The sequence below is a fragment of the Comamonas sp. Y33R10-2 genome (assembly GCF_019355935.1).
Taxonomy (GTDB): Bacteria; Pseudomonadota; Gammaproteobacteria; order Burkholderiales; family Burkholderiaceae_C; genus Comamonas.
Genome location: NZ_CP079925.1, coordinates 1,444,809 through 1,458,122 on the forward strand (window position 1 = coordinate 1,444,809; position 13,314 = coordinate 1,458,122).

Below are 13,314 nucleotides of genomic sequence, written 5' to 3' on the forward strand. Positions count from 1 at the left end.
TTCAGTAACTAAGACGTTACTGCATAAGTACCGAGCCAGTGCGCTTTTGGTTTGCCGCGGCAAGTGGCAAACCAATACATCTCCTCTTCCAGCTAAATCTTCGAGGAGCCACAGGCTTTCAGGGTTGAGTGGTGTTGCTTCAGTCGGTAGAGCGATAACGTTTTTTAGGTCTTGGTGGGCTCACGTCTCGTGCCCACCGGATTGGGCACTGTTTTTATGAAACAACGCCCTTCGCCGGTAATGCTCTGGTGGGCCGCAATGGCTGTGGCGGTAATCCCTCCGTAATCCCAATGCTCAGGTTTGCCCAAATTTTTCTTTGTACAAACCGCTTGCCCAATCAATAAAAACGCGTACCCTTGGTGAGAGTTGGCGGTGAAATGGGTAGAGGACAGACAAAGGCAATTCAGGACATGCCCACTCAGGCAGCACTTGAACCAGCCGGCCATTTTTCAGGTGCTCCTCAAGCCGAAAGCGCGGCACCTGAATGAGTCCGCATCCGGCCAGCGCGGCACTCGTGTAACTCTCTGCATCGCTCACAGAGATCCAGCCGCTCGCCTCGAAGTTTGTAACTTTCCCATCTACTAGGACTGAGAACGGATAACGGCTGTCATGGCCTTGCGAAAAAAAGCCAACCCCATGGTGGTTGGCCAACTCACTCGGATGTGTGGGCATGCCATACCGCGTCAGATATTCGGGGCTGGCACAGATGATCTGTGGCATTTCAGCAAGCTTGCGAACCACTAATGAAGAATCACGCGGCTCACCTGCGCGGACCACGCAGTCGATACCTTCTTTGACCAAATCCACCAGCCGATCACCGCTACTAATCGCGAGTTCAATCATTGGATAGCGCTGTCTGAACTCAACAATGCGCGGCAGGATGATCATCGAGGCATGCACACCATGCAGGTCCAGCCTGAGCAGTCCATGCGGGTTGGCGATGTTCGTGCTCAAAGAGGTTTCAGCATCCTCTAGTTCAGCCAAAACCCGTTTGCTTCGCTCGTAAAAAGCTTTCCCATCCAGGGTGGCCACTACTTGGCGCGTGGTTCGGTCAAGCAGCCGTGCTCCCAGTCGTTTTTCAAGCGCCTTGATCGTGTGGGTTGCCGTGGCACGGGGGATGTTGAGAACACTGGCCGCTTCGGTAAAGCTCCCGAGTTCGACGATTCGAGTGAACAACTGCAATGCATCGAAACGGTCCATGCTGGATTTGATTGTTAGTGATTTTTGAATTAAATGACCAATTTAAACCCATTTATTCATTCTTGGTCAATCGGCATCATTGCTTCTGCGGTGTGGCCTGAGCCAGCGCCGAGCCCACATTCACCGGTAGTCGTTGATAGAAAGTAATTGACCATGAGCACAAAAAACATCCTCGCGGCCTTGTGCCTTAGCGCCACTGGCGCCTCCTTCAGTGCCTTCGCTGGGGAGAGCACAGCCCATGTTTCAAGCATTGCCAGCGGCTCAAAGCTTACTCGCGCGGAGGTATTGGCAGACCTCGCTTTGTGGAAGCGCGCAGGCCTGTTGCAAATGGTTGGCAGCGAGTTGTCACCTGACTTCACCAGCCTACCTTATCGCCAGCTTTATGACGAATACCTGCGTCTGCGCAGCACTGATGCGCTGGCGCAGGAGGCTAGCCGCTTGGTCAGCCTGCAGGGCGAGGCGGCCGAGCCTGCCAAAGGACGCTAAGCGCATCAGCCACCGAATTACCTGCTATCTCTTTGCCCCAGCAATTTACCCACTATGGCTACCAGTCAACCGTTAACCACAATTTCCCCCTTGCGATCCGCCATCGTTACAGGAGCCTCCCGCGGGATTGGGCGCGCGATAGCGTTGCGCCTAGCTGCGGACGGGTTCCAGGTCGTGGTCAATTTCAGCAGCAACGCCGAAAAAGCCCAGGAGGTTGTCTCTGCCATCCAGGCTTCTGGTGGGGAGGCGATCGCGGTTCAAGCAGATGTGTCCATTGAAGAAGATGCACATCGCCTCTTTTCAACGGCGTTGAACGCTTTCGGCTCGATCAACACCGTTGTACACAGTGCAGGTGTGATGCCGCTCGCGCCAATAAGCCCTGACAGCCTTGAGATATTTGATCGCGTCATTCAGACGAACCTTCGAGGCGCTTTTCTGGTGCTGAGTCTGGCTGCACAGCATGTGCAAACAGGTGGCAGCATCGTCGCGCTGTCCACCAGCGTGATTGCCAAGTCTTTTCCGCTGTATGGCCCCTACATCGCCGCTAAGGCGGGGGTTGAGGGTTTGGTACATGTATTGACCAACGAGTTGCGAGGGCGAAGCATCACTGTCAACGCTGTGGCTCCGGGACCTGTTGCAACAGAGCTTTTTATGAACGGCAAGTCCGATGAGCAACTGGCCCAGCTCAGCATGCTTGCCCCCTTGGAGCGTTTGGGCCAACCCGAGGACATCGCACGTGTCGTGTCTTTTCTCGCGGGCGGCGAGGGGAGTTGGGTCAACTCTCAGATCGTGCGGGCCAACGGCGGATTCGCCTAAGCGCTTGCATTGAGCAAATTCGAAATAAGCATGTACCACATCCAATTTTTTGCCCCCCGTGGCGCGACGTTAAGTTGCTGCATCTCTGGAGTCAAAGCATGACGAATCTCTCTTTTTTTACAAACTCTAAGGTTGTGATTGGCGAGGCAGTGATTGCATCTGTGGCCGCAACGCTGAGTTTGTTGGTCTTTGACATTCCTGTCTGGGCCATGTTCGTGGGCTGGATCTCGTTCTTTACCCGAGGACTGAACTTGAAGCAGGGCGTGATTAACCTGGCTTGTGTGTTCATTGGCGTGACGCTGGGCATCGGTGCTGCGCATGCTTTGGTTGCACTCGCACCGGTTATGGGCAGCTATGCCATAAGTGCCGTCGTGTTCGCCATTACGGTCATTGCACTTTCCTTAGCGAAGGCACCCGTTTTTAACAATCTGCTGTGCATCTTCTTAGGGCTGGTTGCGTACTTCGCTTTACACCAACCTCCGTCCATCTCGACGTTTGGAGTGTTGGCTCTGGCCGCAACGCTCGGGGCAACAGCAGCTTTGCTGGCGCACTCCCTACAAAAGTTCATTCAGCAAAACGCTGCAAGCAGAGTTGCTTTGCGAGCTTAAGCAAAAGTTGGAGTACCCATGCACTGCCCGCGAGCAGCGAAGAAGCTGGGCAGTGCTTTGAAGTGGAGAGCTCTTGGACTTCACAAAGACTCATTTGAAAGGAGCACACCAATGAAAATTACAGAGACAACACAGCCACTTGTTATGCAGGCAGACGCACTGCGCCACGAGCGACTGCTATTTCCAGCGCTGGGCAAGATCTACGTCAAGACGGAACCCTTGCTGTATGCCCTGCTGCGCTGCGTGTTCGGCGTCGTCATGCTGACCCACGGAATTCCCAAAGCACTGGGAACATCGCATGGTTCCATGGCCAACCCTATGGCTGGCTCCATCCACCTGATACAGAACGTGATGGGCCTGCCGTTCGCACCTCAGCTAGCGTTCTTGGTCATGCTGCTTGAAACCGTCGGGGCGGTGATGCTCGCTTTGGGACTGTTTACTCGGCCAGTTGCATTCATCATCTTTTTGCAAATGCTGGGTATCAGCTACGCGCTAGGTCCCACGTGGCCATGGATAGATCGAGGCATTGAGTTTCCCGTGCTCATGGGATTTCTCGCTCTCTACATGTCAGTACGTGGCAGTGGGCACTACTCGGTAGATAAGAAACTCCGGTTTTCTATCTGATTGCTTTGGTGCATGAATCCATTTTGAGGCGAACAACCCAAAACTTCTGCCGTGGCTAGTCCACGACTTCCGACTCTGGTCGGTCAAGCTCAATGAACCGCGGATCTTAGAGCCTGAGTAGTTGCACGTTCTGTTAGTGGTGTGATAACGGGACTTGGGAGTACGGCGAGGATGAAGCATCTCGCAAACCTAGCGGCTTGCGCGTACAGAGTTATTCAACAACACCCAATGCAAGCAATGGGCAGATCAAGAAACAGATCAAGAGGCAAAAGGTATTGGACTCATAGAACGTCAGCACGCAAATTAATCGGGTAATTGCGACAGGTTTTGTGCTGAAAAGTACGCCTGTGAGCCATCAAGTCGGGAATATTTTCCGTACTTGTTGCGTACTCCGGAAACAGAAATGCCCGCTTGTTAGCGGGCATTTCTGTTGCAAGCACTGGTTTTGCTTGCTTTATTTGGTAGGCGCGATTGGACTCGAACCAACGACCCCCACCATGTCAAGGTGGTGCTCTAACCAGCTGAGCTACGCGCCTGTTTCGTTGATGAAGCAATTGTAGCAGCGTAAAAAACCGGTTTTAGGAAAGAACTGACTTTTTTGCGTTTGGAGAGTAATTTTTTCAAATCTAGGCCGGCTGGCTAAGGCTTGATCGTGTCAGTCTTGATTCGCCACTAAACTTTGATGAGTCTTCTCTCTTCTATTGAATCGGCAATTTCATGACAAAAGCACAAGCGGGCATTCTGGCGTCTTTACCTGAACAGGGGCGCTATGTTTTTTTCACCTTGTCTGAGGCGGCAGCGCAGGTACAAGTGGCGCTCAAGGCGTTGCAGGGCTCTGTAGATAGCAATAAGGTTGTCGTTGGTTTGGGTCAGCAAGTATTGCAAGCGCTGGATAAGCGCATTGCGCCGATGCATGAGTTTCCACCGTTGAAGGGGCCTGAGTTTGAAGCGCCCAGTACGCCGAAGGCGTTGTGTCTGTGGCTGCGCGGTAATCAGCGTGGAGAATTGATTGAGCAGACCGCCAAGTTGGCTGCGATGCTGGCCCCCGCTTTTACGCTCAATCAGGTGGTGGATGCGTTTGTTCACCAACGCTCAAACAACGGTCATGGTCGCGATCTGACAGGCTATGAGGACGGCACAGAAAACCCGCAGGATGCTGATGCTGTGACAGCAGGCATTGCCACAGGGCAGGGCGTAGGAGTGGATGGCAGTAGTTTTTGGGTGCTGCAGCAGTGGCAGCATAACTATGCCGTGTTCAATCACATGACTGTGCAAGAGCAAGACCATGCAATGGGCCGCCGCCGAAGCGATAACGAAGAGTTGGATGATGCGCCAGAGTCTGCCCACGTCAAGCGCACCGCGCAGGAGAGCTTTGAGCCTGAAGCTTTTTTGGTGCGCCGTTCGATGCCCTGGTGGAGCGTCAGCCCGCAGGGCGTTGATCGCAGTGGCCTGATGTTCTCCGCGTTTGGCTGCAGCTTTGATGCCTTTGAAGCCCAGATGCGCCGTATGCTGGGGATGGATGACGGTATCAGCGATGCGCTGTTTCGTTACTCCAAGCCTTTGAGTGGTAGTTACTTTTGGTGCCCGCCTGTGGCGCAGGGCAAGCTGGATTTGACGGCGCTGGGCCTTTGATTCATTAAAGTGAAATATCAGCAATAAAAAACGGGCCGTGATGGCCCGTTCTTGATGATGGCTCTAAGCCGCGATTAGCGTGCGCTGCCAGAACCGCTAGCTCTCTGTGTGGCAAAAGTGATTTGCGACAGGCCTGCATGGCGTGCGGCTTCCATCACCGTCACCACGGATTGGTGGGGTGCGTTGGCGTCGGCGCTGATGATGACCACACTGTCTTTGCCGGCGGCTGCCGCGCCTGAAAGCGCAGCGGTGACGGCGGTGACGCTGCGGTCATCCACGGCTTGCTTGTTAACGGAGTAGCGGCCATCGCTGGCCACAGCAACAATGATTTCTTTGGGGTGATCGCGTTGCTGCTCTGCATCGGCCACGGGCAAGGTCAGTTGCAGCTCGGTGAACTTGCTGTAAGTGGTGGAGAGCATCAAAAAGATCAGCACCACCAGCAGCACGTCGATGAAGGGGATCAGGTTGATCTCAGGTTCATCGCGGTGGCGAGGACGAAAGTTCATGGTGTAGAGGCGTTTGCTTTATTGCTTTTATTTGACCGAGATCACTCGCACTAGATGGCGCACAAATCGTTCGGAAGCCAGCTCCATGCCCAGCAGATACGCATCCACACGAGCGCGGAAATAGCGCCAGAAGATGAGGGCGGGAATCGCCACAATCAGGCCGAATGCGGTGTTGTACAGCGCAATCGAGATGCCGTGCGCAAGCTGCGCAGGATCGCCCGTACCAGCGCTAGCGCCGGGCTGAGCGCCAAAAATCTCGATCATGCCGATGACGGTGCCAAGCAGGCCCAGCAGTGGCGCAGCCGAGGCGATGGTGGCCAATGCGCTCAAATACTTTTCCAGCTTGTGGGCGGCGGCGCGGCCTGCGCCCTCCATGGCCGAGCGCAGAGCTTCTTCGCTGCTATCGGGGTGGGCTTGAAGTGTGCTCAGGCCGGTTGCCAGAACTTCACCCAACACCGAGCTTTGGGCCAGTTGTTTGGTGGTTTCTGCACTGGGCAGGCTTTTGGCAGATACGGTGATGGCCTCATTGAGCAAGTTCGCCGGGGCGACCTTGTTGGATTTCAAAGAAATAAAGCGTTCAAAAATCAGGGCCAAAGCCAGAATTGAGCAGGCAATCAAAGGCCAAATTGGCCATCCTGCGGCTTGTATGATCGACAGCAACGTTGCTCTCCCTCGTCTTGTTCGGAAATGGCAGTCGTCAATTATGACCCACAGAAACACAGGCCTGATCCGTATTTATGCGAGCGTTCACGGCGTGTTTGCATTTACTGCGCATCATCCGCAGCACCAAAAATGTGGATAACTATGTGATCTTTTAATCAGGCAACTTTCTCGTGGCGATTTTGATCGTAACTTGTTACAGCATTGAGGTGTTGGTTGACGAGTAATCATGTCGAAAAATCAATCACTTGAATTTCAATCAGAGGTTTTTCTTGTGGAAGATGTAACTGTGTCCGGCGCCGTGACTGAGTGCTTGCTTCTGTGGAAAATTCCGAGCTGACAAAACTCTTTAAAACTGCATGAATTCAATGTTTGAAAGTCAAAGTCCAGCTGCTGCGCCGCATGTGTGGGATGTTGGTGCGCTATGCCACGCCATTGGTGATGCGTTGCAGGCCCGATTTAACCCCGTTGCGGTGCGTGGCGAGTTAAGCGGTTTTTCGCGTGCAGCCAGCGGGCACTGCTACTTCAACCTCAAAGACGCGAGCGGTCAGATTCGCTGTGCCATGTTTCGCCGCTCTGCCGAGCAGGTCGGCTTTTCGCCGCGCGATGGGGACATGGTTGAAGTGCGTGGTCGGCTAGGTGTATATGAGCAGCGCGGCGATCTGCAGCTGGTGGTGGAGGGTATGCAGCGCGCCGGGCAGGGTGCTTTGTTTGAGCAGTTTCTGCGCCTTAAAGCCAAGCTCGAATCTGAAGGCCTGTTTGAGCAAGCCCGCAAGCGCCAGCTAGCCACCTTGCCACGCGGCATTGGCGTAGTCACTTCGCTGGGCGCAGCAGCTTTGCACGATGTGGTGACTGCACTGCGCCGCCGCGTCCCGCATATCCCCGTGGTGATTGCGCCAGCGCTGGTACAGGGCGTGCAAGCGCCACAATCCATAGTTCAGGCGCTATTAAAAATGTATCAACTAGTCCAAGAGGGTCAAGGACTAGAAGGTGATTTGAGTGCCAAAAAATCACACCAACCTATCATCGACACCATTTTGCTGGTGCGCGGCGGTGGCTCTTTGGAAGACCTCTGGGCCTTTAACGACGAGCAGGTGGCTCGCACCATTGTGCAAAGCCCGGTGCCGCTGATTAGTGGGGTGGGGCACGAGACAGACTTCACCATTGCCGACTTCTGCGCCGATCTGCGTGCGCCCACGCCCACAGCGGCAGCAGAGCTGGTCGCCCAGCCGCGAGAGGTGTGGCTTGGAGCTCTGGACTTGATGCAAGACCGGCTGGACAACGCCGTGCATCGCTTACTGGATAGGCAGGCCCAGCGGCTGGACTTGGCGGCCGGGCGACTGGGCAGGCCTAGCGAGCAACTGGGCCGTAACCATCTGCATTTGGCAAGGCAGGCACAGCGCTTGCGCCATGCCATGCTCTTAAAAATGCAGCGCCTAGTTCAGAACCATCAAGGACTACAGGCCAATTTACCTAATATTTTGCAGCGCAGCCTGGAGCAGCAAAAAAACAAGCTCGACCGCATGGACCTGCGCTTGCAATTGCTAGACCCGCGCTTGGTGCTGCAGCGTGGCTATGCCTTGCTCACGGACGACAAGGGCAAGCCGGTTACCCATATCAAGCAGGCAAAGCCGGGGGCAGCTCTGAAGGCACAGTTGTCGGATGGCGCTGTGGATGTGATTGTCACTCATCCGCGGCTGCTTTAAACATGGCGCGCAGCCGTATCCGGGCGCGTTTACGCCTTTACGCCTGTGCGCGGCGGCCGCTGATGCAGGTAAGTACAAAGCTCAGGGCTAAGGTAAGAGCGTAGGCTAGAGCGTTCAAGTGCGGCCAAGCCAAGGATGGCAGGGCCACTTCATGGAATGCCTAAGTCCTGCGCCGAATAGTCTTGATGAAGGGCGCTGAGCGGCTAAGTTCTTCCTACAATGTCTCGGTTAGTGCAATACTTGAGGGCTCTAGTACAGCAATGTGCAAGCCGCTCTGGCTCGCACAACGCTCACCACGCCAGCATCCCGGTGCAGGGTGGTACAAAAAAATTTCAACCACGAGGAAATCATCATGGAACGCACTCTGCCCCCCCTGCCTTTTGCTATCGACGCACTGGCTCCGTTCGGTTACAGCCAAGAAACTCTGGAATATCACCACGGCAAGCACCACAACGCGTATGTGGTCAAGCTCAACGAGCTGCAAGTGGGCACAGAGTTTGAAAACATGGATCTGGAAGAAGTCATCAAGAAGTCTTCCGGCGGCATCTACAACCAAGCTGCTCAAATCTGGAACCACACATTCTTCTGGAACTGCATGACTCCTAACGGTGGCGGTGCTGAGCCTACAGGCGCACTGGCTGATGCCATCAACAAGAAGTGGGGCTCCTACGCTGACTTCAAGAAGGCTTTCGTGGCTTCTGCAGTGGGCAACTTCGGCTCCGGCTGGACATGGTTGGTCAAGAAGGCTGATGGCTCCGTGGACATCGTCAACATGGGCGCTGCTGGCACCCCCCTGACCACAGCTGACAAGGCTTTGCTGACTGTGGACGTGTGGGAACACGCCTACTACATCGACTACCGCAATGCACGTCCAAAGTTTGTCGAGACTTTCCTCGAAAAGCTGGTGAACTGGAAGTTTGCTGAAGCCAACTTCGCCGCCTAAGATGTATTAGGTGTGCCTAGGCACCATCAGGACGCTGGCTAATGCTGGCGGCCTGATTGCTCAAAAACCTCCATTAAGGAGGTTTTTTTGTTCCTGCTAAGCGATGTCAAGAGATGTCAAGAGATGAATGAAAAGGCTTACATGCCAAACAAATCATGTGCATCCAGCAGCGCCCAAGCGATTTCAGGCTGGCGCTCAAGACCTTTGCGAATGGCCGCTGGAATGCTTTGACGGGTCTTACGACAAAGGCCGGGCATCTCGGACAAATGAATCTGAATGCCGCGCATGGTGCGCACTTCGTTATTGCCGGGGGCTAGCGCAATAACAACCCCCAGTTGCTGCTCTATGCGTTGCAGCAGATGCTCAAGGTCGGCAAGGCTGCTGATACGCTCCAGACGTTCTAATAGCTTTTTCTCCTGCTCACGGGTCAGCATCAAAATGCGCAAGTCCGCGTCTGGCGTGCTCTGCAGCAAATCGCGCTGGCAGGTGCAGACATTGGGCGGGCATTCAACGCGAATAGGGAAGTTGGGCGGCATGGGCGAAACAATTAAGCAGTTGTCATGCTAAGGGCAGGGCCGGCGTTTGACTATGGCGTTGTGCCCGTGATTGCACCTTATTGACGCCCAAGAAGTGCCTGAACATTGCTTGAGTACTACGTAGCATCACTTGCCCCGATGGGTCTGAGGTTGCCCAGACTCAGGCATCATTGAGGGTTACTACGAAAGTAGGCAGGCTTTGAACCGCTTGCTGCTATCAAAATGAAAGCTCGCGGTGCTTGCCTAGACCAGCTCTGCGGGCGGGATGAAACCAATCACTTTTTTATAGCGACTGCCGCATTGTTGATGCGGACTACGCGATATTTTTCATGATAGAAATTCGGGATTTATCCCTGACCTACCAAGGCTCCAAGGGCCCGGTGCACGCCTTGCGTGACATCAACTTAGAAATTGCCTCGGGCGAGGTGTTTGGCATTATTGGCCGCTCTGGTGCGGGCAAAAGCTCGCTGGTGCGCTGCCTGAATTTGCTCAACCGCCCCACCGCAGGCAGCGTTGTGGTGCATGGCCGCGATTTGATGAAACTGTCCAATGCCGACTTGCGCGCCGCGCGACGCGACATTGGCATGGTGTTTCAACACTTCAACTTGCTTTCATCGCGCACGGTGTTTGACAACGTGGCCCTGCCGCTTGAGCTGGCGGGCATGAGCGAGGGCGAAATCTCTCAGCGCGTGACGCCGCTGCTGGAGTTGGTGGGCTTGGATCACCTCTCAGATCGCTACCCCGCGCAGATCTCCGGCGGCCAAAAGCAGCGCGTGGGCATTGCCCGTGCGCTGGCCAGCAACCCCAAGGTTTTGCTCAGCGATGAAGCCACTTCAGCGCTGGATCCTGAAACCACGCGCTCCATTCTTGATTTGCTGCGCAAGGTCAATCGCGAGTTGGGCGTGACCGTGGTCTTGATTACCCACCAGATGCAGGTCATTAAGCAGATCGCGGATCGCGTGGCTGTCATCGACGGCGGCGAAATTGCCGAGCTAGGCCCCGTCATTGACGTGTTCACCCGCCCGCAGCAAGCCATTACCAAGAGCTTGATTGACGAAATCGTGCCCCAGCAACTGCCCGAGTCCGTGATGAACCGCGTGACGGCTTTGGCCGCCCAGTTGCAGCCCGGCCAGCGTGGTCAGTTGCTGCGTTTGTCGTATGCGGGTGAGAGCGCTTATCAGCCCATCTTGTCGCATCTGATTCGTGAGCTGGGTCTGGATTTGTCGATTCTGCATGGCCAGATCGATGAGATTCAGGAGCAGACTTTTGGCTCGCTGGCCGTTTATGCCAGCGGTGAGAGCAGCAAGATTGATGCAGCCGTGACCCATTTGCGCGCCAGCGGCGTGCAGGTGGAAATTGTGCCCAGCAAGGACTAAGAGCGATGTTTGAGAATTTTTCGGAAATGATGCTCCAGCTGCTGCTGGATTCCTTTTGGGAGACGCTGTTCATGGTCGGCGTCTCAGGCCTGATTGGCGGGCTGATTGGTATTCCTCTGGGCGTATTTTTGCGCCTCACCGATCATGGCGGCATTTTGCAAAACGGCCCGGCCAACAAGACCGTCGGCTGGATTGTGAACGCGCTGCGCTCCACGCCTTTCATCATCTTGCTGGTGGCGATCATTCCGCTTACGCGCTTTATCACCGGTTCGTCCATCGGCACTTGGGCTGCGGTCGTGCCTTTGACCATTGCCGCCGCACCTTTTGTGGCGCGTTTGGTGGAAACCGCATTGCGTGAAGTCGATGGTGGCCTGATCGAAGCGGCCCAGTCCATGGGCGCGAGCACCACTCAGATTGTTTGGAAGGTTTTGCTGCCTGAGGCGCTGCCCGGCATCGTCGCGGGCCTGACCATCAGCTTTGTGAGCTTGACAGGTTATTCGGCCATGGCGGGAGCCATTGGCGGTGGCGGCTTGGGTGACTTGGGTATTCGTTACGGCTACCAGCGCTTCTTGCCCGATGTGATGCTGGTTGTGGTGGTGATTTTGATCTTCTTTGTGCAGATTATTCAAAGCTTGGGTGACTGGGCGGTGCGCCGTCTGAGCCATCGCTAAGCTATCGAGATCATTACCAAATTTTAAGAAAGGGGCAGGGTCAGCTTGGCTGCTCAGCCCCTAGAATGCAAGCTCAAACTTTTTTTAAAAGGTCGCTTTGAAAAAGAGTGGCCATGATTTTTTTTGGATAGATAACAGCAAATGATGGATGGTTTGATTACCGGCCGATTGACCGGAGTTCCTGAGAGTCGCGTAGACCGCAACCGCCGCCCCTATATGGTTGGCCGCATGCGAGCTAATGCTGGAGACGGCACCTCGATTCCTGTGAATATCGTCGCTTTTGACAATGCACCCTGCGCCGTGCTGCGCAGCCTCGCAGAGGGGGACGCTATTGCATTGCGCGGCACCTTTACCCCCAAGGTCTGGATTGACCGCCAAGACGAGTCGCACGCCGTGCTCGACGTGGTGGCCCAGCAGGTGCTGGCAGCACCTACTTTGTCAGACCTTTAAGACGCTGCTCAGCGCACCGCACTCAGCAAAAAGCCCGCTACTGTTTTGTAGTGGGCTTTTTTGTACCTTGCCTTTTTGTGCTTGCCTGAGGTCCTCAACATGCTTTGAGTGGCCTACCTACCAATATGTAGTTTGCAAGTGAGCAATCTGTCTAAAGCGCTGGCTTTTAATGGTCGAAACAGGCGCTACAGTCAGTGTCATTCAATTTTTTGGCTCAAGGACTTTTATGCTGAACAAGCGCTCGCTTTTGCGCACCACTTTGGCAGTGGCTGCGGCTGCCACACTGGGCTTTGCGGCTCAGGCTCAGGACAAAACCATCAAAATCGGTGTGACGGCTGGCCCTCATGCTCAGATTATGGAAGTGGTCAAAAAGGTTGCGGTCAAAAATGGCCTGAACCTCAAGATTGTGGAGTTTGGCGATTACGTTCAGCCCAATGCGGCGCTGTCTTCAGGCGATCTGGATGCCAACAGCTACCAGCACCGCCCTTATCTGGATGCGCAGATCAAAGACCGTGGCTACAAAATCACGGCCGTAGCAGATACCGTGAATTTCCCCATCGGCATCTACTCCAAGAAGATCAAAACCTTGGCTGAGCTGCCCACAGGCGCCAAGTTTGGCTTGCCTAACGACCCCACCAATGGTGGCCGTGCTTTGCTGTTGCTGCAGAGCCAGGGCTTGATCAAACTCAAAGACGGTGCAGGCCTGAAGTCCACGCCTTTGGATGTGGTCTCCAACCCCAAGAAGCTCAAATTCATCGAACTGGATGCAGCCCAACTGCCGCGCTCGCTGGACGACTTGGATGCCTCTACTGTCAACACCAACTTCGCCATTGCTGCGGGCTTGAACCCTAAGAAGGATGCGATTGCGCTGGAGTCGGCCCAGAACCCCTACGTGAACATCATGGCCGTGCGCGAAGCAGACAAGAGTCAGCCTTGGGTGGCGCAGCTGATCAAGTCTTATCACTCGGAAGAAGTGCGTCAGTTTATTGATAAGGAATTCAAGGGATCAGTATTCCCGGCGTTCTGATAACTCCCCCCTGAGGCGCTTTGCGCCTTCCCCTTGAACAGGAAACAGGGGGACGGCGCCATCGCCGCGAGGC

15 protein-coding genes and 1 tRNA gene are annotated in these 13,314 nt (G+C 54.8%); 11 read left to right on the forward strand and 5 right to left on the reverse strand.

Annotated elements, in window-relative coordinates:
• Positions 1-294: 294 nt before the first annotated feature.
• Complete coding sequence (locus KUF54_RS06500) at positions 295-1,200, reverse strand: LysR family transcriptional regulator (protein ID WP_219345833.1); 906 nt, start codon at positions 1,198-1,200, stop codon at positions 295-297.
• Between the two features lie 153 nt (positions 1,201-1,353).
• Between KUF54_RS06500 and KUF54_RS06505 the strand changes: the two genes are divergently transcribed.
• The 4 genes from KUF54_RS06505 (at position 1,354) to KUF54_RS06520 (ending at position 3,734) form a co-directional block, all read left to right on the forward strand.
• The gene (locus KUF54_RS06505) at positions 1,354-1,686 is read left to right on the forward strand and encodes a DUF4148 domain-containing protein (RefSeq protein WP_219345834.1); all 333 of its coding nucleotides are present in this window, start codon (positions 1,354-1,356) and stop codon (positions 1,684-1,686) included.
• A 54-nt stretch (positions 1,687-1,740) separates the two neighbouring features.
• Positions 1,741-2,502, forward strand: coding sequence for an SDR family oxidoreductase (locus KUF54_RS06510; RefSeq protein ID WP_219345835.1), 762 nt, complete (start codon positions 1,741-1,743; stop codon positions 2,500-2,502).
• Positions 2,503-2,600: 98 nt separating this feature from the next.
• Positions 2,601-3,110 carry a DUF1097 domain-containing protein gene (locus tag KUF54_RS06515; RefSeq protein ID WP_219345836.1) on the forward strand — a complete coding sequence of 170 codons (510 nt, stop codon included), beginning with the start codon at positions 2,601-2,603 and terminating at the stop codon, positions 3,108-3,110.
• Positions 3,111-3,221: 111 nt separating this feature from the next.
• Entirely contained in the window at positions 3,222-3,734 is a 513-nt protein-coding gene (locus tag KUF54_RS06520) for a DoxX family protein (protein WP_255576339.1), read from the forward strand.
• Between the two features lie 459 nt (positions 3,735-4,193).
• Here the strand turns inward: KUF54_RS06520 and KUF54_RS06525 are convergent.
• Positions 4,194-4,270: transfer RNA gene (locus KUF54_RS06525), tRNA-Val, on the reverse strand.
• Between the two features lie 181 nt (positions 4,271-4,451).
• On the opposite strand from KUF54_RS06525, the gene KUF54_RS06530 reads away from it, so the two are divergent.
• On the forward strand, positions 4,452-5,366 hold the full coding sequence (locus tag KUF54_RS06530) for a Dyp-type peroxidase (RefSeq protein WP_219345837.1): 915 nt from the start codon (positions 4,452-4,454) through the stop codon (positions 5,364-5,366).
• A 74-nt stretch (positions 5,367-5,440) separates the two neighbouring features.
• On the opposite strand, the gene KUF54_RS06535 is transcribed toward KUF54_RS06530, so the two are convergent.
• Together KUF54_RS06535 and KUF54_RS06540 are read right to left on the reverse strand one after the other, a co-directional pair.
• The gene (locus tag KUF54_RS06535) at positions 5,441-5,872 is read right to left on the reverse strand and encodes a biopolymer transporter ExbD (RefSeq protein ID WP_219345838.1); all 432 of its coding nucleotides are present in this window, start codon (positions 5,870-5,872) and stop codon (positions 5,441-5,443) included.
• 27 nt (positions 5,873-5,899) lie between these two features.
• Positions 5,900-6,532, reverse strand: a complete 633-nt coding sequence (locus tag KUF54_RS06540; protein ID WP_219345839.1) for a MotA/TolQ/ExbB proton channel family protein — start codon at positions 6,530-6,532, stop codon at positions 5,900-5,902.
• Positions 6,533-6,891: 359 nt separating this feature from the next.
• On the opposite strand from KUF54_RS06540, the gene xseA reads away from it, so the two are divergent.
• Entirely contained in the window at positions 6,892-8,238 is a 1,347-nt protein-coding gene (gene xseA, locus KUF54_RS06545; RefSeq protein ID WP_219345840.1) for an exodeoxyribonuclease VII large subunit, read from the forward strand.
• Between the two features lie 352 nt (positions 8,239-8,590).
• A complete protein-coding gene (locus KUF54_RS06550; protein ID WP_219345841.1) occupies positions 8,591-9,181 on the forward strand; it encodes a superoxide dismutase in 591 nt (196 codons plus the stop codon).
• 137 nt (positions 9,182-9,318) lie between these two features.
• On the opposite strand, the gene KUF54_RS06555 is transcribed toward KUF54_RS06550, so the two are convergent.
• Complete coding sequence (locus KUF54_RS06555) at positions 9,319-9,717, reverse strand: hypothetical protein (RefSeq protein ID WP_219345842.1); 399 nt, start codon at positions 9,715-9,717, stop codon at positions 9,319-9,321.
• A gap of 329 nt (positions 9,718-10,046) precedes the next feature.
• On the opposite strand from KUF54_RS06555, the gene KUF54_RS06560 reads away from it, so the two are divergent.
• The 4 genes from KUF54_RS06560 to KUF54_RS06575 all read left to right on the forward strand — a co-directional run bounded on the left by KUF54_RS06560 (position 10,047) and on the right by KUF54_RS06575 (position 13,241).
• Positions 10,047-11,093, forward strand: a complete 1,047-nt coding sequence (locus tag KUF54_RS06560; protein ID WP_219345843.1) for a methionine ABC transporter ATP-binding protein — start codon at positions 10,047-10,049, stop codon at positions 11,091-11,093.
• Positions 11,094-11,098: 5 nt separating this feature from the next.
• Positions 11,099-11,764, forward strand: a complete 666-nt coding sequence (locus tag KUF54_RS06565) for a methionine ABC transporter permease (protein ID WP_219345844.1) — start codon at positions 11,099-11,101, stop codon at positions 11,762-11,764.
• Positions 11,765-11,905: 141 nt separating this feature from the next.
• On the forward strand, positions 11,906-12,214 hold the full coding sequence (locus tag KUF54_RS06570) for a single-stranded DNA-binding protein (protein ID WP_219345845.1): 309 nt from the start codon (positions 11,906-11,908) through the stop codon (positions 12,212-12,214).
• 226 nt (positions 12,215-12,440) lie between these two features.
• On the forward strand, positions 12,441-13,241 hold the full coding sequence (locus KUF54_RS06575) for a MetQ/NlpA family ABC transporter substrate-binding protein (protein ID WP_219345846.1): 801 nt from the start codon (positions 12,441-12,443) through the stop codon (positions 13,239-13,241).
• Positions 13,242-13,314: the final 73 nt, after the last annotated feature.

Bases quoted from the DNA above. Each gene is read 5' to 3' on its own strand.
- KUF54_RS06555 (WP_219345842.1), bottom strand. From the start codon at position 9,717: ATGCCGCCCAACTTCCCTATTCGCGTTGAATGCCCGCCCAATGTCTGC.
- xseA (WP_219345840.1), top strand. From the start codon at position 6,892: ATGAATTCAATGTTTGAAAGTCAAAGTCCAGCTGCTGCGCCGCATGTG.
- KUF54_RS06530 (WP_219345837.1), top strand. From the start codon at position 4,452: ATGACAAAAGCACAAGCGGGCATTCTGGCGTCTTTACCTGAACAGGGG.
- KUF54_RS06535 (WP_219345838.1), bottom strand. From the start codon at position 5,872: ATGAACTTTCGTCCTCGCCACCGCGATGAACCTGAGATCAACCTGATC.
- KUF54_RS06520 (WP_255576339.1), top strand. From the start codon at position 3,222: ATGAAAATTACAGAGACAACACAGCCACTTGTTATGCAGGCAGACGCA.
- KUF54_RS06575 (WP_219345846.1), top strand. From the start codon at position 12,441: ATGCTGAACAAGCGCTCGCTTTTGCGCACCACTTTGGCAGTGGCTGCG.
- KUF54_RS06565 (WP_219345844.1), top strand. From the start codon at position 11,099: ATGTTTGAGAATTTTTCGGAAATGATGCTCCAGCTGCTGCTGGATTCC.
- KUF54_RS06570 (WP_219345845.1), top strand. From the start codon at position 11,906: ATGATGGATGGTTTGATTACCGGCCGATTGACCGGAGTTCCTGAGAGT.
- KUF54_RS06550 (WP_219345841.1), top strand. From the start codon at position 8,591: ATGGAACGCACTCTGCCCCCCCTGCCTTTTGCTATCGACGCACTGGCT.
- KUF54_RS06560 (WP_219345843.1), top strand. From the start codon at position 10,047: ATGATAGAAATTCGGGATTTATCCCTGACCTACCAAGGCTCCAAGGGC.
- KUF54_RS06500 (WP_219345833.1), bottom strand. From the start codon at position 1,200: ATGGACCGTTTCGATGCATTGCAGTTGTTCACTCGAATCGTCGAACTC.
- KUF54_RS06515 (WP_219345836.1), top strand. From the start codon at position 2,601: ATGACGAATCTCTCTTTTTTTACAAACTCTAAGGTTGTGATTGGCGAG.
- KUF54_RS06510 (WP_219345835.1), top strand. From the start codon at position 1,741: ATGGCTACCAGTCAACCGTTAACCACAATTTCCCCCTTGCGATCCGCC.
- KUF54_RS06505 (WP_219345834.1), top strand. From the start codon at position 1,354: ATGAGCACAAAAAACATCCTCGCGGCCTTGTGCCTTAGCGCCACTGGC.